Annotated in this window: 22 protein-coding genes and 1 pseudogene; 2 read left to right on the forward strand and 21 right to left on the reverse strand. The window is 33.6% G+C overall.

What is annotated here, in order from left to right; genetic code table 11:
- Nucleotides 1–74 precede the first annotated feature (74 nt).
- The 4 genes and pseudogenes from AC1RPY_RS00110 to AC1RPY_RS00125 form a co-directional block, all read right to left on the reverse strand.
- Entirely contained in the window at nucleotides 75–692 is a 618-nt protein-coding gene (locus AC1RPY_RS00110) for a flavin reductase family protein (protein ID WP_481761117.1), read from the reverse strand.
- Nucleotides 693–698: 6 nt separating this feature from the next.
- Nucleotides 699–1,331, reverse strand: coding sequence for an alpha/beta hydrolase (locus AC1RPY_RS00115; RefSeq protein WP_481761116.1), 633 nt, complete (start codon nucleotides 1,329–1,331; stop codon nucleotides 699–701).
- Between the two features lie 2 nt (nucleotides 1,332–1,333).
- Nucleotides 1,334–2,296: pseudogene (locus AC1RPY_RS00120) on the reverse strand (ring-cleaving dioxygenase).
- 105 nt (nucleotides 2,297–2,401) lie between these two features.
- Complete coding sequence (locus tag AC1RPY_RS00125; protein ID WP_481762947.1) at nucleotides 2,402–3,235, reverse strand: LysR substrate-binding domain-containing protein; 834 nt, start codon at nucleotides 3,233–3,235, stop codon at nucleotides 2,402–2,404.
- Nucleotides 3,236–3,325: 90 nt separating this feature from the next.
- Between AC1RPY_RS00125 and AC1RPY_RS00130 the strand changes: the two genes are divergently transcribed.
- Nucleotides 3,326–4,336: a YeiH family protein gene (locus tag AC1RPY_RS00130; protein WP_481761114.1), complete on the forward strand. Its 1,011-nt coding sequence runs from the start codon at nucleotides 3,326–3,328 to the stop codon at nucleotides 4,334–4,336.
- Between the two features lie 62 nt (nucleotides 4,337–4,398).
- On the opposite strand, the gene AC1RPY_RS00135 is transcribed toward AC1RPY_RS00130, so the two are convergent.
- From AC1RPY_RS00135 to AC1RPY_RS00180, 10 genes are all read right to left on the reverse strand, one after another.
- Nucleotides 4,399–5,127, reverse strand: a complete 729-nt coding sequence (locus AC1RPY_RS00135; protein WP_481761113.1) for a Crp/Fnr family transcriptional regulator — start codon at nucleotides 5,125–5,127, stop codon at nucleotides 4,399–4,401.
- Between the two features lie 127 nt (nucleotides 5,128–5,254).
- Nucleotides 5,255–6,199: a carbamate kinase gene (arcC, locus tag AC1RPY_RS00140; protein ID WP_409021884.1), complete on the reverse strand. Its 945-nt coding sequence runs from the start codon at nucleotides 6,197–6,199 to the stop codon at nucleotides 5,255–5,257.
- A gap of 28 nt (nucleotides 6,200–6,227) precedes the next feature.
- Nucleotides 6,228–7,652: an arginine-ornithine antiporter gene (gene arcD, locus AC1RPY_RS00145; RefSeq protein WP_481761112.1), complete on the reverse strand. Its 1,425-nt coding sequence runs from the start codon at nucleotides 7,650–7,652 to the stop codon at nucleotides 6,228–6,230.
- Nucleotides 7,653–7,805: 153 nt separating this feature from the next.
- The gene (gene argF, locus AC1RPY_RS00150) at nucleotides 7,806–8,822 is read right to left on the reverse strand and encodes an ornithine carbamoyltransferase (protein ID WP_481761111.1); all 1,017 of its coding nucleotides are present in this window, start codon (nucleotides 8,820–8,822) and stop codon (nucleotides 7,806–7,808) included.
- 24 nt (nucleotides 8,823–8,846) lie between these two features.
- Entirely contained in the window at nucleotides 8,847–10,082 is a 1,236-nt protein-coding gene (gene arcA, locus AC1RPY_RS00155; protein ID WP_409021880.1) for an arginine deiminase, read from the reverse strand.
- A 220-nt stretch (nucleotides 10,083–10,302) separates the two neighbouring features.
- Nucleotides 10,303–11,865 carry a YfcC family protein gene (locus tag AC1RPY_RS00160; RefSeq protein WP_481761110.1) on the reverse strand — a complete coding sequence of 521 codons (1,563 nt, stop codon included), beginning with the start codon at nucleotides 11,863–11,865 and terminating at the stop codon, nucleotides 10,303–10,305.
- A gap of 262 nt (nucleotides 11,866–12,127) precedes the next feature.
- On the reverse strand, nucleotides 12,128–13,240 hold the full coding sequence (locus AC1RPY_RS00165; RefSeq protein ID WP_481761109.1) for an aminotransferase: 1,113 nt from the start codon (nucleotides 13,238–13,240) through the stop codon (nucleotides 12,128–12,130).
- Nucleotides 13,241–13,435: 195 nt separating this feature from the next.
- Nucleotides 13,436–14,536: an NADH-dependent flavin oxidoreductase gene (locus tag AC1RPY_RS00170; RefSeq protein WP_481761108.1), complete on the reverse strand. Its 1,101-nt coding sequence runs from the start codon at nucleotides 14,534–14,536 to the stop codon at nucleotides 13,436–13,438.
- 70 nt (nucleotides 14,537–14,606) lie between these two features.
- Nucleotides 14,607–14,984: a MerR family transcriptional regulator gene (locus tag AC1RPY_RS00175; RefSeq protein ID WP_481761107.1), complete on the reverse strand. Its 378-nt coding sequence runs from the start codon at nucleotides 14,982–14,984 to the stop codon at nucleotides 14,607–14,609.
- Between the two features lie 92 nt (nucleotides 14,985–15,076).
- Nucleotides 15,077–15,505, reverse strand: a complete 429-nt coding sequence (locus AC1RPY_RS00180) for a CopY/TcrY family copper transport repressor (RefSeq protein WP_481761106.1) — start codon at nucleotides 15,503–15,505, stop codon at nucleotides 15,077–15,079.
- 256 nt (nucleotides 15,506–15,761) lie between these two features.
- Here AC1RPY_RS00180 and AC1RPY_RS00185 point away from each other — a divergent pair, with 256 nt between their 5' ends.
- Nucleotides 15,762–17,009 (forward strand): dicarboxylate/amino acid:cation symporter, encoded by a 1,248-nt coding sequence (locus tag AC1RPY_RS00185; protein ID WP_481761105.1) that lies wholly within the window; start codon nucleotides 15,762–15,764, stop codon nucleotides 17,007–17,009.
- Nucleotides 17,010–17,111: 102 nt separating this feature from the next.
- Here the strand turns inward: AC1RPY_RS00185 and AC1RPY_RS00190 are convergent, their stop codons facing one another.
- The 7 genes from AC1RPY_RS00190 to AC1RPY_RS00220 form a co-directional block, all read right to left on the reverse strand.
- The gene (locus AC1RPY_RS00190) at nucleotides 17,112–17,978 is read right to left on the reverse strand and encodes a TMEM175 family protein (protein WP_481761104.1); all 867 of its coding nucleotides are present in this window, start codon (nucleotides 17,976–17,978) and stop codon (nucleotides 17,112–17,114) included.
- 33 nt (nucleotides 17,979–18,011) lie between these two features.
- Nucleotides 18,012–18,464 (reverse strand): hypothetical protein, encoded by a 453-nt coding sequence (locus tag AC1RPY_RS00195; protein WP_481761103.1) that lies wholly within the window; start codon nucleotides 18,462–18,464, stop codon nucleotides 18,012–18,014.
- Nucleotides 18,465–18,502: 38 nt separating this feature from the next.
- Nucleotides 18,503–19,192, reverse strand: coding sequence for a YjjG family noncanonical pyrimidine nucleotidase (locus AC1RPY_RS00200; protein ID WP_481762165.1), 690 nt, complete (start codon nucleotides 19,190–19,192; stop codon nucleotides 18,503–18,505).
- A 135-nt stretch (nucleotides 19,193–19,327) separates the two neighbouring features.
- A complete protein-coding gene (gene apf / locus AC1RPY_RS00205) occupies nucleotides 19,328–19,945 on the reverse strand; it encodes an aggregation-promoting factor (RefSeq protein ID WP_481761101.1) in 618 nt (205 codons plus the stop codon).
- A 342-nt stretch (nucleotides 19,946–20,287) separates the two neighbouring features.
- Complete coding sequence (locus AC1RPY_RS00210) at nucleotides 20,288–21,223, reverse strand: pyridoxamine 5'-phosphate oxidase family protein (protein ID WP_481761100.1); 936 nt, start codon at nucleotides 21,221–21,223, stop codon at nucleotides 20,288–20,290.
- Nucleotides 21,213–21,740 (reverse strand): hypothetical protein, encoded by a 528-nt coding sequence (locus AC1RPY_RS00215; protein ID WP_481761099.1) that lies wholly within the window; start codon nucleotides 21,738–21,740, stop codon nucleotides 21,213–21,215. The genes AC1RPY_RS00210 and AC1RPY_RS00215 overlap by 11 nt, the downstream gene beginning before the upstream one ends.
- Nucleotides 21,727–23,055 carry a glycosyltransferase family 2 protein gene (locus AC1RPY_RS00220; RefSeq protein ID WP_409021868.1) on the reverse strand — a complete coding sequence of 443 codons (1,329 nt, stop codon included), beginning with the start codon at nucleotides 23,053–23,055 and terminating at the stop codon, nucleotides 21,727–21,729. Before AC1RPY_RS00220 ends, AC1RPY_RS00215 begins: the two co-directional genes overlap by 14 nt.
- Nucleotides 23,056–23,208 lie beyond the last annotated feature (153 nt).

Genomic DNA, 23,208 nt, shown 5'->3' on the forward strand with positions numbered 1-23,208 from the left:
ATGTCAATAACGGCTATATAATTATTCAATCCATACAACAATGGCTAATCAAAGAATTACTAATTTGATATTAACTATTTTGGTCGAATTAATTTATATTGCTCTCCTAAGTTAGCGTATTCTGGTCCAGCCAGCCTCGCCACTGGATCTAATTTTTTAGCATTAATATACATTTTTTCTTTATCCAAAACATCATCTTCTATGTGAAAACAAACCACTTCAAGAATAAATAAATCCGTAATAATCTTACCATCATCCATAATAGGAACATACTGGTTCAATATAACTTCAAACCTCGCTTTAACACCATCAATCCCTGGCACCAATACCTTATTACTAGGAACCGTTGTTAATTTCAATTCGGAAACTTCACTCTCGTCTAGTCCAAAACTAGCAGCGCTCTGATTAACAAATTCCATTAATTCACGTGTTGGTAATTGGACCACAGCCTGTTTCGAACTAACTAAATTAGCCGCGGTGTGTTTCATTTCACCATTTCTACGTCGATTAATTGATATCGACATTAATGGCAACGTATCCGATACAACACTAAAAAAACTAAACGGAGCTAAATTAATTAGTCCCGTCTCATTTACAGTAGTAACCCATGCTATGGGTCTCGGAATTAATGTACCAGACATTAATTTGTACTGATTTTTAGCCGATAATTCGTTACTATTAAATGAAATCATCTTATATTATTCCTCAATTTTTAATCTATTGGTCTTATCTAACCATTGTTTAGCATTCCGTAATTCTAATTCTGAAATTTGATGTGATTGTTCAGCCTCAAAACTGGTAAATTCAATATTAAATTCTCGACAAAACTTCTTTAGTTCATCAAAATTTGATTTTGAAACAATTGGATCTAAAAATCCATATGAACCCCAAATTTTAATATCACTTAAGTCGACAGTCGCTTTAATATTTTCCGATAACACCATAGGATGTAGTAAAACAGCTGTTTTAAATAGTGCCTGTTCCGTTAATAATGAATGGAAGGCAACGTTAGCCCCATTAGAATAACCTAGGACAATTAATTTTTCTGGATCAAAAGCGTACTTCACAGCTAACTCATTAATTACAGTCATTAACCAATTTGTCTCTACAGATAAACTATTTAAATCGAAATCACCATCCGGTAAATGTGCAAAATAGCGTGTTAAACCATTCTCTATTAACCGTCCACGAATGCCAATTTTAGGACTATCTGGAGCCAAAAAATCTGCAATTGATAGTAAATCTGATTCCGTTCCACCAGTTCCATGCAACATTAAGATTGTCGCATTGCCAACCCTACCAGCTTTATAAGATGTAATTGCTTCTGCCATATCTATAACTTCTTGTCTGAATTGAAATTAACTAAGTGAGCTTCAATATCTGCACGTTGGTCTTCTAAAAATGGTGGTAACTCTAGGTGAATACCAGCTTCTTCATATGTTTCATCTTGCAAGAATCCAGGACCATCCGTTGCAATTTCAAATAATACACCTTCACCAGGACGGAAATACTCTGATTTAAAATAGAATCGGTCAACAAAACCTGAATCACGAATACCAACTCTTTGTATTTGTTCAATCCAATAGTTTAATGACTCTTCATCTTCTGTCCTGAAAGCAATATGATGAACTGTTCCATATGCTTGAATCTCATTCGGTAAATCTTGGTCTTCTTCGATAATAATTTGTGCGCCATGTCCACCATCGTTCAATTCATATAATGTACGTTGATTTTCTGTGGCAATTTTATCAAATCCCAATAATTGTCTTAACACAATATCCATACGTTCTGGATAATCCACTGTAATAATTGTTGTTCCTAACCCATTAATTGCGAACATCTTGGGAACCGGACTATATAATTAAGGTGTCCCAGCTTCCACACCATGATTACGTTCGTCAGAAATTAATTGATATTGCTCATGATCAAAATCATAAAAATTCATTGTTTTACTGCCAAAATTCATTTCAATTTCATCATGTTTAATATCATAATCGTCAAATCGTTCTGCCCAAAAATCTAGGGCATCATCGCTAGGAACTCTAAATCCAATTCTCGAAATACCATTTTTTCCTTTTGTGCCTTGAAATAAACCCGGAAAATCAAAAAAGGTAATATCGGTTCCTGCCGATCCCATATCATCCGTAAAGTATAGATGATAGGTTCTAACATCATCTTGATTTACTGTTTTTTTAATTAAATGTAATCCTAATATTTCTGTCATAAAATGAAACATTTTTGGTGAACTTGAAGTAATAGCTGTAATATGATGTAATCCTAATAATTTAGTGTTCATGATTGATACCCCCAATTTATTTAATAAACTTAAATTATCACACTTACTAAAAGTAAGCAATTTATTTAACCTAATTATTTTATACTTAAGTCTGATAACCTTAATCTATACTTTAGAAGATTCATTTATTAAACAAGTTACAAATTCTTGAATTGGCTTTGGTAGTTCGTTTCTTCCAACAAGGTAGAATTCACGCTGATACTGTTTTGATAGTACTTTGACTGGTATCTCTGGGTAATCAGTCAGTGCAGTCTGTGAAACAATTGATTGCCCTATACCTTGTCTGAGCAATTGAATAATTAATGAATTACTTTTAATCGTCATGAAGTGCTCTAACGTTAAATTATTTGCTTTTAAGTAGTTAATTGAATAATGATAAACACCTGATCCATGTTCTCTAAGTAACCACGGCTCATCCTCATTACCAGCCCAAACTAATTGATCAGTCGTCAACGAGTAACGTTTAATATTCTTCTCAGTCAACGGTTTTTCAATAAATCCAAAATCTAACTTATGTTGCTTTAATTGTTCCATAATTTGTGATGAATTAAGAACGCTAACTTCTAATTCTAATCGTTTTAGAGATTCCTTATTTTTGCGTAACAGGTCAGGTAGTAAGTATGCTGCAGTGGTGTGTGAGGCAGCTATTTTACAGGCAATTTTCTGATCAGTTTTTTGATGTTTTAAGGCAAATAAATCTTGCTGCCATAAATCTAGTAATTGCTGTGTTTGCTGGTAAAGTAGCGTTCCACTCTCGGTAGGTACAATTTGTTGTCGGCCATTTCTTTCAAATAACATAACACCTAATGTTTCTTCCAATTGCTTAATTTGAACTGAAATCGTTGGTTGTGATAAAAATAGTAGTTGCGCACTAGTAGTAAAGTTCCTTGTTTCATAAACTGATTTAAAAATTTCTAAATTTTTAAAAATATTAACCACTTCCATTCGTTTTATTAATAGTACTTATTATAAAGATTTATTTTATTAATTAAAAGAAATCAGCTATAGTTAAAGTATTGTTTAGAGAGGATGATCATATTGAAAAAAATAACTAACTTACTACCAGGATTTATCGTTGCCTTACTAATTGGGCTTGCCAGCTATTTTATTGCTAAACTTTGGTTGCCCATGTTAGGTGGTGCAACTATTGCTTTATTCATTGGAATCATTTTAGGTAATACTGTTCTACATCAACCCACACTAACGGCCGGAACTAAATTTTCTGAGAAACGTTTATTAGAATACTCAGTTCTTTTGTTAGGTGCGACTATCACATTTCAAAGTATTAAAGAAATTGGTTTAAATGGCTTACTTTTTACTTTTCTTCAAATGAGTATCACAATTATTTTTGCAATTTGGCTAGGTAAAAAATTAGCCTTTGGTGAAGGTACTTACTTATTAATGGCCGGTGGAAATGCTGTCTGTGGTTCATCAGCCATTGGTGCAATTGCCCCAGTTATTGATGCTGATAATGAAGAAACTGGAATTTCAATTACGTTAGTTAATCTAATGGGAACCATTTTAATGTTAACATTACCTATTATTGGAACCCTCCTCTGGGGTGGTAACAATGTTTTCAGAGGTGTCTTAATTGGTGGAACTGTGCAATCTGTTGGGCAAGTAGTTGCAAGTGCAACTATGCTAAATCAGGATGTCATCGTAACTGCTACATTGTTCAAAATATTAAGAATTATTTGTTTAGTATTTGTTATTACTATTTTTAGCTATTTACACAGCAAGAATCAACCTACCCAAAAAGCGTCACAAGTAACAACAAAAAAATCAACTTTAGTTCCTTGGTATGTTATTGGATTTTTAACACTTTGTGTCCTTAATAGTTTACATTTTTTACCTTCACGAATTGGTGAAACTGCACATTTTCTAAGTACATGGTGTGAAATAATCGCCTTAGCTGCTATTGGCCTTCGGTTAAATTTAAAATCACTATTTAGTCAAGGCAAGCGTTTATTACTTTATGCTGGTGGTATTATGCTTGTTCAAGTAGTATTAGCAATCGGTTTAATTACAATTTTATTTTAAAAAAATAATCATATGACCTGGCCATAATATGCCAAAGTCATATGATCATTTTTTTATTCAGATTATAATTTAAAGATGCGTTCTTGCCGGTCAAAACTCTGATCAGCAAACCAACCTTCCAACAATGTTAATTGCTGCCGTTCAAAAATGATTTCCTTATTTTTAGCCAAGCACTTAATCACATGTCCGGCTGTTTCACGAGTAGTCCCGCTAACTAACGCTAGCTCTTTAATCGTGACACGATAAGGAATAACGACATGCTTTTCTGTGAAATCAGCACCTAATTGTTCTGCTAAAATATTGATAGCTTGTACAATTCGATCATGAGCACTAGACGTTACCATTCTTTGCACTTGATTCTCTGTAGCGCTTAGAATTGTTGACATCTCCCTTATTGATCGAGTAGCCATCAGAATATTTTGCTTCAATATCCGTTCAACTAAGGCCATTGGGAAATAGACGATTTGTATATCCGTCATGGCTCTCGCTAAATAAGGGTAATTTTTATCACTTAGTAAGCCTCGATACGGAAATCCTAAGTCATTTTTGATATATGAATAAAATCCAAAGTCGCCATCAATATCAAATCGTTCAACCCGTATTACGCCTTCTATTAAAAAATAAAAACGTGTACGTTGATCATTTTCGTCAAAAAGAACCTGACCTTTTTGGAACGATTTGATACTCATGTTGTTCATTAGTAAATTGGCTTCTTCATCAGTAAGTGCTTCAAAATCTGATAATTTTCTTAAATACTGCATATATTGGGGTACTGCTTTAATTTTTTGCATTGTTTGATCCCCTCCACTAATTACTAACTCCCTAAACTCTCTCCTTTATCATTTTAACATGGATATTCCTTGGCCACAATTTACCTTACAACTTTGTTAGCTAGTTCAGCTTAACTATCGCTTTTTATTAACCTTTTACGATAACTGTCCCAGCATCATTATCTAATAATTGACTGATGTTTTCTAAAGATGTCACAATTGCGCGACCCTTTTTACTTGCTTCAACGAATTCAATCGCAGCTTCAATCTTAGGTAACATACTACCTTTAGCGAATTGATCTTCTTTGATATATTCTTTTAATTCAGAAACAGTTACCTGTTCTAATTTTTCTTGATTAGGTTTATTGAAGTTAACATAAACATTATCAACACTCGTCAAAATAATAAGTAAATCAGCATCTACCAATTCAGCTAATTTTTCTGAAGCGAAATCTTTATCAATAACAGCTTCTACGCCATGTAATTTACCGTTTTCTTCAACAACAGGAACACCACCGCCACCAACAGAAATTGAAATAACACCATTTTCTGTTAATTGATCGATTGTTTTGTATTCTTTAATCCCAGTTGGACGTGGTGAAGGAACAACACGACGCCATCCACGACCAGCATCTTCAACAAATGTCATCTCTTCATGTGCAGCCATTTCTGCTTTAGCAGCTGTTTCTGAATAGAATGGACCAACTGGTTTAGTTGGGTTACTAAATGCAGCATCATTTTGATCAACGATAACTTGTGTCACAATAGTTGCAACTTCTTTATTGATTCCTTTTTCAACCAATGCATTATCCAATGCATTTTGCATCCAATAACCAATACTTCCTTGTGTCATTGCAACACAAGTATCTAATGGTAAGGCTGGGTTCTTTTCAGAAACTGCAGCTGCTTGTTGAAGTAATAAGTTCCCAACTTGTGGACCATTACCATGAGAGATAATTAATTTATCCCCTTTTTCAACAAATTTAACAAGATATTCAGCTGTTTCTCGCAATGCTTTTTGTTGTGCCTCAGCACTAGCATCCTTTGATAAAATAGCATTTCCACCTAAAGCAATAACAATTTTTCTTGACATATTAATCGACTCCTCATTTTTTTATTTATTAAACAACCATTTTTCCTGAAGCAATTAACCAAATACCAATGCAAGCACCAATAATTATAACCAGGGTTATACCTATTTCGCCTTTTGATAAGAATTTTTCACCTTGTGCTACTCTTGCTTTCCCATAGAAGTAAATCCCTGGAATGTAAGCGATTAAACAGAGTAATAAATAACTGATACCGGCCATAATAATCCCGGCAACTTGGAATAATAGCGCAATTAAACCATATACTAATTGTGCTTTATTGCCTTTTTCATCAATATGTTGAATTGAGTATTTAACTTGATACATCGCAACTAAGATATAACAAACAATAATTGAAGCTGTACATAGTGAATAAGCAAAATTATAAGCCTTATCTGTGAATAAAAGCGTGAAAAGGAATAATTGTACTAATCCGCCTGTTACGATTAAAGCAAAAGTTGGTGCTTTTTTATCATTAACTTTACCAAAGTAACCGGGTAATAATTTACTTTTGGCCATTAATAACATTGTTTCTGCTGGAAGCATTGTCCATGATAACCATGCACCCAAAATTGAAACAATTAAGCCAATACCGATAACGTAACCACCAACTGGTCCAACCATTTCAACAGCAATATATAACATTGCTGGTTGATGAATTGAAGCTAATTGTGCTTGTGTCAAAATACCGTATGGTAACATTGAAGCTAAAACGTAAACGACTAATAAACTAATTAAGCCAATGATTGTAGCCTTACCTGCATCAGATTTCTTTTCTGCACGAGAAGACAACATTGATGCCCCTTCGATACCTACAAAGACCCACATCATAACCATCATACATTTTTTAATTTGTGAAGCGACATCGCCAACAACGAAGTTATGACTCATTGTGCCCCAGAAGTTAGCTGTAAAAATATCGATCTTGAATAAGAATATAGCAACAACAATAAATACAAAAATTGGAATTAATTTGCAGACCGTAACAATCGCATTGATTGCTGCTGCACCTTCAATACCGCGATTAACAAAGTATGTTAATCCCCAGCAAAGGATACTTGCAATTAAAATTGAAGGTAGATTTTGTCCTGATTTAAAGATAGGGAAAAAGTAACCAACCGCACTCATCAAGATTGTAGCGAATGCAACGTTTCCTAACCAAGCAGATAACCAGTAACCCCAACCACTGATGAATCCAGCGAATGGTCCAAATCCTTTTTCTGCATAAGTAAAAATACCTTCTAAATCTGGTTCTTTATTTAATAAGTTATTCAATGAAAGAGATAACATCAAAATACCAATTCCGACAATTACCCAACCAATTAGAGCAGGACCGGGTGAAGATGCATTGGCTAAATCAGAGGTTAGTCCGAAGACCCCACCACCAATAGAAGAACTAATAACTAACGCGACTAGCGCCATTAAACTAATTTTTTTAACTGTATGTTTTTCGTCCATAATTTAACTGCCTACTTTCTTTATTAAAAATAAAAAGGGACCTAATCTAAAGTCTTGCTCCAGATTAGTCCCCCTAATGACAGCCTATTTTTTTGCAGAGACACTTCCCTGTTAAGTTACTTTCACCGTTAAAAACAAACTATCATAATGTTATTAAACGCGTGGAATGAATAAGTTTCCTGCAGTTGCAGCCATAATTGCTTTGATTGAATGCATTCTGTTTTCTGCTTCTTCAAATTGACGCGCATATTTACTACGGAATGCTTCGTCAGTAATTTCCATTTCTTTAACACCATATTTTTCGAACATTTCTTTACCATATTCAGTTTCAATGCCATGGAATGCTGGTAAACAATGCATGATGATCATATTTTCATTACCAGTCTTTTTAACCATGTCCATGTTTAATTGGTATGGTTTCAATGTGTTAATACGTTCTTCGAATTTATCTTCTTCACCCATTGATACCCAAACATCTGTGTAAAGAATATCTGAACCTTTAACCCCTTTATCAACGTCTGAAGTAATCATGTTCTTGCTTCCTGATTTTTTAGCAAATTCAGCAGCAAATTTTTGAACTTCTTCAGTTGGTTGTAATGAGTCAGGTGCAACGATATGAATATTTACACCTAACATTGATCCAGTTACCAAAAGGCTGTTAGCCATATTGTTACGGCCATCCCCAACGTATGTTAATGTGATGCCTTTTAATTTGCCAAAGTTTTCTTTAACAGTCATAAAATCAGCAATCATTTGTGTTGGATGCCATTCATCAGTTAAACCATTCCATACAGGAACGCCTGAGAATTTAGCTAATCCTTCAACAACATCTTGGCTGAATCCACGGAATTCAATACCGTCGAACATACTACCTAATACTTTAGCTGTATCTTCAACTGATTCTTTTTTACCTAATTGAATATCATTTTTTCCAAGAAATTCAGGATGAGCACCTAAATCAACTGATGCTGTTGTGAAAGCAGCACGTGTTCTTGTTGAATTTTTTTCAAAAAGTAAGGCAATATTCTTACCTTGAAGATATTTATGAGGGATTCCACGTTTTTTCAAATCTTTTAAATGAATTGAGAAATCGATTAAATATTCTAATTCTTCTGGAGTAAAATCTTTTTCTGCTAAAAGACTGCGACCTTGAAAGACTGTGTTTGACATATTAATTTCCACCTTTTTTAAATTTTATTTTTTTAAGTCTTCACGAACGATAGGCATACTCATACAACGTGGACCACCACGACCTCGTGATAATTCGGCTGAAATAACTTCAATAACTTTAATTCCATAACTTCTTAGGACTTCATTTGAAACGTAGTTACGATTATAAGTTACAACTGTATTAGGAGCGATTGCCAATGTATTTGAACCATCATTCCATTGTTCACGAGGTGCAACTACTGCATCGCCGTTACCAACTGGAATTAAGATAAGTTCTGGTACTTTTAAGACTTCACGTAAGACATTTTGTAAGTCTGTACGATGTGAAATGTTAATGTGGTTATCTTTACCTGGTTCTAAGATAAATGTATCAACGTTTCCGCCATTATCTTGGATTCCTGGATGAATTGTAAATTTATCGTAATCAATCATTGTGAACACTGTATCCAAATGCATCATTGCACGGTTATTAGGGATTTTAATTGCTAGAATCTTATCAAAGCCACTGTGTTTTGCAAATAATACTTGTGCTAATTCTTCGATTGAACGAGCTGAAGTACGTTGCGAAATACCAATTGCAAGAACGTGGTCGTTTAAAATTAATTCGTCTCCACCTTCCATACGGTCGAGATGGTTACGACTACGCCATACGTTTACGCCTTTATTAGCAAAACGTGGATGGTATTCCATAATGTATTCCATAAATAATGATTCGCGACGACGTGCAGCGAATGTCATACGGTTAATTGTTAAACCATCACCCATTGATGCTGCTGGGTCACGTGTAAAGTAAAGGTTAGGCATTGGATCCATAAAGAATGGATAGTCTTCAGAAGAACTTAAATCAACTAAAGCATTTGACTTGTAATCGATTTCATTTGTTCTAACGCCAGCCATAATTTTATCAACCATATCTTGTGTTTCCATTGAAAGTAAATATTCTTTCAATGCAGCATGGAGTGTGCTAGAAACTAAACCTGATTCATCTAACATTTTTTCCAAGAATTCTTCTTTTACATTTCCTGCATCTAAAGCTTCTGCAGCCAATGTTTCAAGATAAATTGTTTCAACGCCATTGTCTTGCAATGTTTTTGCGAAAAAATCATGTTCTCTTTGAATTTCAGGTAAGTATGGAATATCGTCAAATAAAAGACGACCCATGATATCTGGTGTTAAGTTTTCAACTTCTTTACCGGGTCTCTTTAACAAAACTGTTTTAAGAGTTCCGATTTCTGATGTTACGTGTACTGGACTTGTCATAATGATTACCTCCCATATATTTATTACATGCATAGCATAACAGGAATAATTAGCCTATATTAGTAAACGCTTACACCTATAATGTGAACTATTTCTCATTATGAGGATTCTTACGGTTCAATATCGTATATTACATTTATAAAACGCTTCCACTACCGTGTTTTTAAAATTATTAAATGAGAAACATTAAAAGTACATTATTTTTATGATAATTCTTACTTTAATAAATTAAGACTTGTAATACTAAGAGTGCACCACCAAATAATAGAACAAAGACAACGACGGGCCAAACGAATTTTACCCAGTGCGAATATCTGATATTTAACATTTGAAGTGTTGCCATAACTAACCCTGTTGGTGCTAAGAAAAGCATTGCATACTGTCCAAATTGATAAGCAGAAACGACAATAAATCTTGGAATATCTGCAGAATCAGCTAATGGCGCAAATATTGGCATTGCTAAAACGGCTAATCCGGATGAAGAAGGTACGATAAATCCAAGGAAGAAGAAAATAACCATCATGATAATTATGAAAATTGGTCCACTTACGCCAACAACTAAAGATGACGCATATTGAAGAATGGTATCTGAAATCAATCCTTGATTTAACACGATATTTATCCCTCTGGCAAGTCCAATAATAAATGACACCCCAACTAAACTAGATGCACCACTGACAAAAGCATCAATGACACCCTTTTCACCTAGACCATCTCGACCTGTACCTGTTAAGAACATAATGGCGATAGCAAATACCAAGAATGAAGATGCCATCGTTGGGAACCACCAACCTTTTGCCATAACGCCCCAAACCATGATTGGGAATGTCACAACAAATAATAATAGAATAATTTTCTTACGAATAGTGAAAACTGATTTATTACCACCTTCACCTGAAGATACTGACCATAATCGATTAAAGTCTTTACTATCTTCATAAGTAATTGAAGCTGTTGGATCATCCTTAACCTTTTTACTATAACGTCCTAAATAAATAATTAAGAAAATAGACCCGACAATCAAACCAACAATCCGCCAAATCATACCTTGCGTAAAATCAATTCCGGCTGCATTTGACGCAATAACAACTGAGAACGGATTAATCGTAGAGAATGTGGTCCCAATAGAACTGGATAAGAAAATTGCCCCCACGCAGACTATCGAATCATAGCCCATCGCGATAAATACTGGTACCAATATTGGATAGAAGGCCACTGCCTCTTCTTCAATCCCGCAAAGAGTTCCGCCTAAAACCATTAAAATTGAAACAAAGAAAATTGATAAAAATTCATGACCTTTGGTTTTCTTAGTTAGCGCAATTAAACCTGATTCAAACGCGCCGCTGACTTTAACAACACCAATTAAACCACCCAGGACTAAAATAAAGACCATAATATCTACGGCTTCAATTGTCCCGTTAACCATACTATTTGTGATATCAGCTGGTCCTGCCGGATTTTGCTTCAATCGCTGATATGTATTAGGTATTGATACTGCTGCCGTAATACCACCTGATGTAAATTGTTTAATATCAATTTTGACATGAAGTTTATCCAATTGATTTTGTGTCGCAGGAACTTTTTTTACATTCCCATGCGCATCGGTAATTTTTAATTCCGTACTTGCCTGATCATAAGATAATTTAGAGTAAGAGCCCGCTGGAATAATCCATGTTGCCATAACTGCAACAATCGTTAATATAAATAAAATAACAAAAGCGCCGGGCATTTTTAACTTAAATTTCTTTTTAGGTACCTTTTCCATTGTTGTCGTTGAATCCATTATAATTTCCTCCTTTAATTGTTTTATACCAAATAGATAGCGGCGTTATCCTTTTACTGTATTTTTATCATGACACCCTCCTCTGCCGGTCGTTTCGCTTGGAGTATATCAACAGTCTACAGTTTCTGGTGTGAAATCGGTTACATTAAAAGTGTGAACCAGCTCACACTTTTTGATTTATCATCTAATTTTACTTTCCACAAAAAGAGAGATAAAAAGTAACTTGTAAATCTACTTTTTATCTCTCTTTGATGCACTAAACTTATTCATGTAATGCTTGTGACAAGCGTTTTAATCCTTCTACTAAAACGGATTCTTTAGCACAGTAACCTAATCTTGCATGTCCTGGCACACCAAATCGGCTTCCAGGTACTAATAAAACCCCATAATCTTTTAATAATTTTTGACAAAATTGTTCATCATCTTCAATTGTTTCAAATTTTATAAATGAAGTCGAGACAGATTTTGGCACTACTAAGCTAACTGCTGGCTCATTTTCCACCCAATCACTTAAAATTTTTAAATTTCGTTTCACAATTTGTCGATTTCTATCCAATACTAATTCTTTATTTTTTAAAATATGAACAGCCATTTGGTCATTAAATACACCTGCACAAATCATCGTATAATCACGGTATTTTCTAAAAATATCTGTAACAGCTGGACTAGCAACCGTCCAACCGATTCTAATACCGGGAGTTGAATAGGTTTTTGATAAACTATTCGTCGCAATACCTTTGTCATATAAATCAACAATTGAACTTACGTCCGTTGTATCATCTAAAGGTAAATAGACCTCATCAACTAATACATATGCGCCGACTTCTTTTGCAATTTTAACGATTTCAGTCATTAGTTTAGTTTCAATTACTGTTCCCGTTGGGTTATTCGCATTATTTAAACAAATCATTTTAGTATCTGGTCGAATAATTGCTCGTAATTCATCCAAATCAGGCATCCATTGATTTTTTTCAGAAATATTCCAAAAATCGACTTCAGCTCCTAATGATTTAGGAATATCATAGAGTTGCTGATAACTAGGATACATAGAAATCACATGATCACCAGGTTCAATCAACGCGTATAGTGCCAGTTGATTTGCTCCTGTTGCACCATTAGTTTGTAAAACTTGTTCCGGCGAAACCGCTTTATAAAGTTTGCTAACCTCTGCTTTAAAAGCTGGGGACCCCTCAATCCAACCATAATTCATCTTTTGTGCATCTAAATCACGATAAAAATCCTGACCATTTTCTTGACCAATATTTAATAATTCGTTCATTGTCATCGATGAAACCGTTCTTTGTGCAATATCATACGTAGCTTTAGATTCATAGACATTTAACCACTCTTCAACGCCAAATCCTGCAATTTCCATAAGTTATCATTCTCCAATCTATATTATTTGTCTTAACGTCCTAAATAATAACAGAAATTAAAAATTAAGCCAGTGTCTGTTTAAATATATTAAAATGACAAATCTGAACTTTTAATTTTATAACATAAAAAATCTGTTGCCAGTAATAGGTTTTCCTATCATCAACAACAGATATTACAGTTTTTAATAAATTATCTAATCTACTAAGGTAAATCCAAATGTGCTACCCAGCGCTTGGATTTTTTTTAACATTAACTTAGGGATACTAGGATCACTCATCGATAACGTTAATTGCCATTTTTCTTGATTTAGCAAATTAGGATTTGCAACTAATGCTGACCCAACAGCAACTAAATCTAATCCCGATTTTAATGCTGTCGTTGCTCTATCAAAAGTATTTAATGAGCCGGCTGCCACGATTGGTACCCGTTGATTAACTAGTTGAGAAACTCTTTGAATATAGGGTTCACCACCCTTTGGACCATCAGTTAACGCATCACCCAACGAAAGGTGCAAATAACTCACCTGTTTAGCAACTAAATTCGTTATCAAAGCTTCTGTATCTTCTAATTTAAGACCATCTGTTTCACGTTCTTCAAGTGTAATTCGGTAACCGATAATAAATTCTTTAGTCGTATTTTCATCAGCCACTCGTTGAACTTCATCAACTACTGCCATAGCAAATCGTAATCTATTTTCTAATGATCCGCCCCACTGATCAGTCCGATGATTATAGTGTGGTGAAAGAAAATTTTGAATTAGAAATCCATGGGCACCGTGAATTTCAATACCATCAAAACCTGCTTGAATTGCACGTTTAGTTGCTGTTCCGAAAGCCTTTATAACTTGTATTAGCTCTTCTTCTGCCAATTCTCGAGGTGTCTGTGCTGGAGCAAATGGTGTTTTTGGTGCTGGTACTGGACTCGCACTAACAACGTCATGATTTGTAATTAATTCTGGTAATGCCTTATTTCCAGCATGATTTAATTGTAAGATGGCCTTTGCCCCACCGGCCTTAATAGCTGTGGCTAACTTCGTCAAACCTGGTATAAATCGATCTTCATAAACACCAATTTCATGATCAAATCCAACACCATTTTCTTGTACATGGCTCGAACCTGTGATAACCATTCCGACCTGTTTTGCACGTTGTTCGTAATAACTAATTTCTGCTTCAGAAACTGTTTGATCATCGTTACTTGCCCATGTTGTCATAGGTGCCATCACAAGTTTATTTTGTAGGGTTATTTGTTCATTTAAATTGAATTTTTTTCGTAAGTTAATTTGCTTAATCATTATAAAATGTTCCTCCTATATCTAATATAGGTTTATAATAAACCTTCAAGTCGACTTGAAGGCAAGCTTTTTATTTATCGGTCATTTTTAACATCTGTTTTACATGATTTTCGTACGTTTCAATTTTATTATCTAAAAAATTATAAGTATCTTGCATCGCCGCGATTTGTTCACCTAATAATCGTTGCTGTTTAATCAAAATCTGTTTACGTTGCTCTTCAGTGGCCTCACCTTGTTGCGTTAGGTCAGCATATTCTTTTAAAATGTTGATTGAAATCCCCGTTTGACGCATATGTTTTGCAAAATTAACCCATTCTAAATCGATTTCATCATAGTCCCGATACCCGCTTGTATTCCGTGATACAGTGGGAATAAGTCCTACTTCCTCATAATATCGTAACGTCGCAGTCGGTAAATCAAACTTCTCACTTACTTTTTTAATATTCAAAATCAAACACTCCTATTCTCATCTTTTTTAATCTCATTAGACAATTAAGATAAAGGATCAGATTAAATTTTATAATGTTTCACATGAAACATTTACATCATTTTTTCAGCTAAGCAGTTACATTCAACCATTTCTGGTGCATTTTTACTTTTTTCATCAATCACACTTTGTAGTTTCACAATATCTGATTGGCTTAACTCAACTTCACTTAATAAATCGGCAATTGTTGAGCCAATTTTCATTTGGCACATATGTTCAAATAATAACTGACTAACATGATCCATCGTCGTTTGTTCTTCTATTAGGGGTTTGTATATGAATGCTCGGCCCTCTTTATCAGCAGATAATGCACCCTTTTTTACTAATCGACCCAATAATGTTTTTATTGTTGGCATTTGCCAATTCTTTTTTTCTTTTAAATTCTTAAATATTTCATTACTAGTACTCTGACCTAATGTCCAGATAACACGCATAACTTCCCACTCAGCGTCGCTAATTTCAATTATTTTTTTATTATTCATTAGTATTGCCCTTCTTTCATTGGTCTTATGATTACAATTGTAAACTAATGTATTTAACCCGTCAATAAGCTATCTTTCAAATTAGTATAATCGGTTAAATACTCATTATTAACTAATACTATCTCATTTTTTAATATTGATTAAACTCATTTGTTTTTGCATATTATTCGTTTCCTTTTTTTAACTTAGCTTTTAAACAAAACAATTGATATACTAGTGTTTATGACTTTAGACTAATTATTTAAGGGGATTTTTTATGACTACTTTTTTTAATCGCTACAAAACATCTTTATTATTACTCTCGGGTCTAATCATAGGTGGGATTGTCGGCTTAATCTTTAAAGAACAAGCTGCTGTCCTTAAACCTTTAGGAGATCTTTTTCTAAATCTAATGTACATGATTTTAGTTCCACTTGTTTTTTTCAGTATTTCATCTGCCATCGCAGAAATGTCTGAAATGAAACGACTTGGTAAAATCATGATTACAACATTAATTGTCTTCCTAACAACGGCTTTCATTGCTGGTGTTATTGGGTATATCGGTGTTCGTCTCTTTAACCCTATTCACGGCGTCAACGTTGATACGATTAAAGGTTTGATGGGTACTGTTAAAGATACATCAACAAAATCATCTGGTTTAGAAACATTAGTTAATACATTCACCGTTAATGACTTTTATCATTTATTATCAAAAGATAATATGTTACAACTAATTATCTTTTCGATTTTAATGGGTACAGCTGCTTCAGCAACCGGTAAAGAATCTAGTGTATTTACAAAATTTTTATCAGCTGGAAACGTAGTAGTTATGCGGATGGTTAAATATGTGATGATCTACGCGCCAATTGGTTTAGGTTGTTTCTTTGCCAATATTATCGGTAATTTAGGACCTCAGATTGCTGCCGGATATTTGCGCAGTTTCATTCTTTACTTAGGTATTACAGCTTTCTACTTCTTTGTGATGATGAGTTTCTATGCATTTATCGCAGGTGGCAAAGCCGGTTTTATGATTTTTTGGAAAAATGTCTCAGCTCCTGCTGTTACAGCAATTGCAACAAGTTCTTCAGCTGCATGTATCCCTGTTAACCTAGAGTATTCTAAAAAAATGGGCGTGAGCGAAGATATCGCAAATACGATCATCCCATTAGGTGCAAATACGCACAAGGATGGCTCTGTTATTGGTGGCATCTTAAAAACAACATTTTTATTTGCCGTTTTTGGTAAAGATATCACGAGTTTAAATAATATGATTATGATTATCTGTGTTTCATTCTTGGTTGGTGTCGTGATGGGCGCTATTCCAGGTGGTGGTATGGTTGCCGAAACCTTAATTTGTTCAATCTTCGGTTTCCCAATGGCTGCTCTTCCATTAATTCTAATTATTACAACCATCATTGATATTCCCGCAACTTTATTAAATTCAACAGGAAATACTGCTACTGCAATGCTTGTTACGCGTTTCGTTGAAGGTAAAAATTGGTTAAAAGATTTTATGGCACAATAATAATAACAATCCCCCTATATTAGATACTGAAATATCAGTCTAGTATAGGGGTTTTTTGTAATTAAAAACTGCCCTTTCCAAAATTGGACGGACAGTTTACTATTAATCATCTTCTCTACTTAATTGGTCTCTACCATACTTTATATTTTTTCTTCGCGTATTTTGTGAATCCTCAAATGCTTGACGATATTGACGAAACCATCTAAGTATCGTTCCTTCACTAACGTCGAGTGCCTCTTCAGCATCCTCTGTAAAATTCTCCCACGCATCAGGATCTTGTTGTTTTATTTCTTTTCTAAGTGTCGTAATAATTGGTTTTAATTTTTCTCTATCTTCAGGTGTCATCTCTAAGAATGCCTCAGTACCTTTAGGTTCCATTTGACTAATATTAGTAAATTCACTGTTATCTGCACTATTAGTAATAAATGAACGAATTGGTATGATAATAAAAAAGACTAACGTTATTTTAGGGAAAAACCAGCCTATAAGAATTAAAGCTAATATTAATAATCCGGTTTCTGTGTTATGTCTGCCATAAATGGTTACATATACTTTTTTCATATCAGATTTTTCTGTATATTTTTGATGAATAATTTCTTTTACAATTTCCCTGAATAGATAAATAATTAACAAATATAAAACACCATACATTGTAACCGTTTCTCTGACAGTATCACTTGTCATTAGTCGTGTGAAGGTTGGCATTAACGATAAAAGCATCATTAAGATTAAATCCATCACAATTATTTTATTTGGTACTTCATTTACTTCCGAAAATGCGACCGCATGTTGATACCAGATATTAGCAACAAAACAGAAACTAACAATAAAGATTCCAATGGCTTGAAACAAACCAACAAAGTTAATCTCCCCATTTTTTATCTCAATTGGCATCTCTAATACCATAATGGTTATAATAATGGCTATAATCGCATCACTTAACGTATCCAACCGCTCTTTAATTTTCATATGTACCTCCTTTAAAATACTGCTATATTTAACCTATTTTTTTCTTTTTTTTAGTCGTTCTTCTCGTAAGGCTAATAATTTTGCAGTCGTTGATAAGGACATCGATATTAAAATAAAAAATAAACTAGTTTTGATAACTACTGTTGGTAATGCCCCTCCAACTGATTTAATAACAAGCGTTGATATTGTTAAAAAAACTGTGAAAAAATTTAAAATAAGTAAACTAATATCATATTTTCCCTTAATTTTTAATAAAATATGAGAAAAATAGAAAAAAGCAATACTAATTATCATAAATAAACTATAAATTATAAAAAAGATAATAATAAATACGACTGGTTCTGCTTTTGCAATCTCCATAAAGGAACGATCCGTTGCTATTTCTGACACTGATAAAACTTGTGAAAATAAAAAATAGGTAGCAATCACAAAAATAGCATACGTAATAATCTTTTTAACATTTTTCATCATTTTAGCATCTTTCATTATTCACCATTCCTCTAATCCAAGATTTATAATTATTCTTATATTATATTATTTATGGCTAACAGATCATCAATTTCGTAGGTCGCTTTTATTGATGTCTTATTTTTAATGTTTTTCGGATTGTACCAGACAGTATCAACGTGAACATTGTTCCCACCTTGAATATCTGATGTTAAAGAATCACCAATAATAAGTGCCTTATCGGGATTAAATCCAGCAATATGGTCAAAAGCATAGTTAAAAAAGCCAACCGTTGGTTTTTGATAACCCGTCATTTCCGAAACAAATATTTGCGGAAAGTACTTATCTAACTTTGATTCTGCTAATCGTTTATACTGCATGTTTGCAACGCCATTGGTAATAATCGACAATTGATAGTTAGCTGTATCTATTGATGCCAATAATTCATCTGCGCCCATCATTTTTTCATGTCCGGCAGACAGATTATCTTGATACTGTTTAGCCAACTCTTTACCATCAACTACTCTATTAAACTGTTTTTTGAAAAATATCGCAAACCGATTTTCTAATAATTGATCCCGCTTTAAATTACCACGCTCATATTGGCGCCATAACTGCTGATTAAATTTCAAATAATTTTGTTTTATTTTATCATCTAATGTTATTTTTTGCGTTAAAAAAAGCTTTTCTAGTGCAGCTTTTTCAGTTAACCCAAAATCAAGTAACGTATCATCAATATCAAATAGTAAAAATTCGTAATTTTTCAATTCAATTCTCAACTTTCATTCATGTAATTTAGTTACTGGACATTATCATTTTAACATAAGATTTAAAGTAACAAAAAAGCTTTGAATAAGGAATTATATCCCTATCCAAAGCTTCTTATTTTTATAATTTAAATTTTAGTACCAACCGTTTGATAACCAGAATGATTTTGCAGCACTCCATGAACCATAACGACTTGTTACGTAATTGTTAGCTACTTTTTCTTGGTTTGCAGCTGAGTAATCACCATTTAAATATGATGAACTTAATTGGTATTTACCAATATATTGGCCATTTCTTGCTGAGTATGAACCACCAGATTCTTTGTTAGCAATCCATGCTTTAGCACTTGATGAATCAGTAGTGCTTGCAGTTGCTGTTGACACTGTACTCTTTGGTGCAACTGTTGTTGCTGCTTTAGCAGGAGTTGCAGCTGGTGTTGCTGCCTTAGTAGTTGTTGTATTTGTTGTTGATGCTGTATTTGCTGTTTTAGCAGCTGTATCAGTATTGATTGTTAATTGTTCACCAACATAAATTAAATTAGCGTTACTAATTTTATTTTCTTTAACAATTGCGTTAACACTGACATCATTAGATGTTTTGTTAGCGTAAGTTGCTGAGATGTTATTTAGTGTATCACCTGATTTTACAGTATATACATCAGCATCTGCTGCTTTAACTGCAAGTCCAAGACCTGCTGCTACTGTTGCTACCATTGCTACTGAAAATTTTGTCATCTTTTTATTTAATTTCATTATATTTAGTTCTCCTTTTAAGTTAAACGTTTTTATTTATTTTTTTCTTATTTATCTTACGAGGTTCATACTATCAGTTAGTTTTTACATAAGCATTTCAGTCAAATATCATTATCTTGAAATAATGTAATAAATATCATATTCCGTAATAAATGTAAAATAAATCAAATACACCATTACCTTCTTATTCCCTTAGTGACAGTTAATCTATTAATAATTCGTCTGTAATTTATGTGTCAAAATATAGAGATAAATACGTTGAAAATCAAGTAAAAAGTTTATTTTTTTAATTGATTTATTAAAAAAAGGTATTATCAGCAATGAATATTGCTAATAATACCTTTAAAATTTCACTTGATCGTGCTGTGTCCAAGTATCTAATCGAGCACTTTTGATCACTATTTCATAAATAATCTCATTTTCTATATCTTCTTCCAGTAATCCATCCATAAATCCTGGCACCTGTGCCCGATACAACTCTGCTAGATCTTCTAATTTATATTTTGACCTCTTAACACTTAACCTATTACTAGCAATAGTCATCCCTGTACTCGTTGGAATTGTATTAATAGCTGCTTTACCTAAATCCAATTCAGCAATTTTAGGCGTTTCCGGAGCTGAACCAAAATACCAAACATTTGATTTATCAGGTGAAACAATAAATCGCATCTGACGACTCGATGGCATCCCATCTGCAGTAGCAGTACTCAGGACCATTTGATTTGTTTCACCAATAAATCGTCTAAATTTATCTAACACATTATGTTCTTCCACTTCTGAAGGTGCCCCTTCATCAATAAATGCTAATACCTCATCAACTGTTTTTAACTTAGACTCATTTTGTAGGTAATACAATATTTGTGGGATATACGGTGAAATATCCCGATCTTTATAATAAAACTGTAACCATCTTTTTGAAGCAAGCAGTGGGCCCGCGTACGTTACTCTTAGTTTAGTTTTATACCAACTAATTAAATGTTTTAATGGCCAGTGTTTGAGCATTATTTGCCAAAAGTATGACGTAAATAGAAATAGAATTGCCGCTACCAGTACATTAACTTCTATAATACTGACAACTGACAACATTTTGAATGGCTCAAATGTCATATAAAGTCCTAATAGGATTCCGGTTGATAAAACCGTTAAAAACGTAACTAATCTTCGCTTAAATAATCTTAATTTATGTAACATCAAGCCCGAAATGTCACGTCTTTTCTTCATATTTCTTTCTCGTACAACCATCTCATCTAATAATCTTTTATCCTCTTTAGAAATCATCTTCATCCTCATCTCCAAAGTAATCAAATTGTTGCCTTAATTCAAATGTCCCAATATCGGCATAATCTTGTATGATAATTTTATTTTGACCCTCTCTATGATCTCGTGGCCCATATTTTAAATAGTACATTTCTTCAGCTAAGTCAGTGTGTTTCTTTAATAATTTTGAATCATAACTTTCTATATCATTTTTTAGACGATTATTCGAAAGAATTAAATTATAAATATGCAAAATTAAAAAGAACGCAATAAAAAACAAATAGTATTGTAGGAATGTATTTATAATCGTATCAAAAAGCTCAGTAAATAGTGTTTGATCAATTGGGATTGCCTTATCTTTAAATAAAATCAAGATAACCGTGATACTGATTGGTACTAAGCACGCAATCCAGCCAATTGTTATTAATACTAATTGTCTTAGTTTGAGACTTACATTTTTTTGACCAAAAAACCAATCAATCGTCAATGCGTCTTCATCTACTTCGTTCACAATATAGTCAGGCTTATTTTTTGTCATCATCGTCGCCTCCTAAATCTGTTGTAATACTATCCGAACGTTCAGGTGAATGCCATACGCCACCATCTTCACCCGTAATAATTTTACGCACTGTCGGAATTAACTCAGCTACCATTGTATACGTATTTACCATCCAGTAAATGAGGATATACCACGGCGCAAAAATAACGTATTTTAAAGATTTACCACTATCATTGAAAAATGACGCCATGATTAACTGAATCAAACCAATAATGACCTCTATTGAAATAAATATGCAGGCGAGCGCTAAGTTATTGCTCAACTGTAACCAATCACCATTTACAATACAGATAATTTGAATTGCTAAAAATGCAATCATACTTAACCAATAAAAGACTGACCAAATAACACTTAATCCATAATCAATAATAATAGGTACACTTGAAAATTGTTTAATCGGATGACGTAGAACGCGTAACGTCTTCGTTAGAAGTACATAAACGCCACCAGATGACCATCTATGTCTTTGTTTAATTAGTTCACCTAGCTTTTCAGGTACATCCATAAAGAAGCGAATATGCGGCGCAAAATAAGCCACCCAACCTAATGCCTGCATGTCCCAGGCAATTGCGATATCTTCTGTTGGCTGTTCAGCTTCCCAACCACCAACATCTAAAACGGCTGCTTTTCGATACATTGTATTTGCACCTGAGAAAGCAAATAAACCGCCATAAGATAATTGCGATCTCTTAATTAAGCCAATGATTGAATTTAATTCATTCTGTTGTGCTTCTGCTACAATTGTTGTTTTATTAATTGGTAACATATTCCCAGTGACAGCGCCTAAATTCTTGCCACCTTTTCTTTCAAAATATGACATATATTTCCATAAGGCATCAACTTCTGGTTTTGAATCCGCATCATTGGATAAAATAAATTCGCCTTTAGCAAATGCCAATGCAATATTGAATCCAGCTGCTTTTCCACGATTATTAATAATTGTGATCGTTCTTAAACGTGATTTGAACTCCTCTTGTAGCGTCTCCAAAATCTCACCGGTTTTATCTGTGGAACCATCATTAATTACAATAACTTCATATTTATCTAGAGGATAATTTAACTTAGTCTCTAGATGTCGAATTGTTGCTTCTATTGATTGTTCCTCATTATGAGCAGGTACAAAAATAGAAATGAATGGTTCTCCCTTCTCTAAATATTTAGGGAGCTCCTTCTTCTCCATAAATATTCTATAATAAAGGCTCGATACAATAAAGGCTAGGCCTCCAACGATTGGATACGATACAATCGTGTAAATGAGTACCTTCGTAATATCGTTTAGTACTGTTGCTGTCATATAATGACCCCCAAATAATTGTAGTTAAATAAATAGCTAAAATCCTTTACATACATTGACTTAACGCCCTTTTTAAACTATAACCTCTGTGATTTTAATAATCAAATAAAATATTCTAATACTGGATTACTTTGTCTGTCACTATTTTAAAAA

The organism is Dellaglioa sp. CoH-56-MRSF-12, from assembly GCF_056782075.1.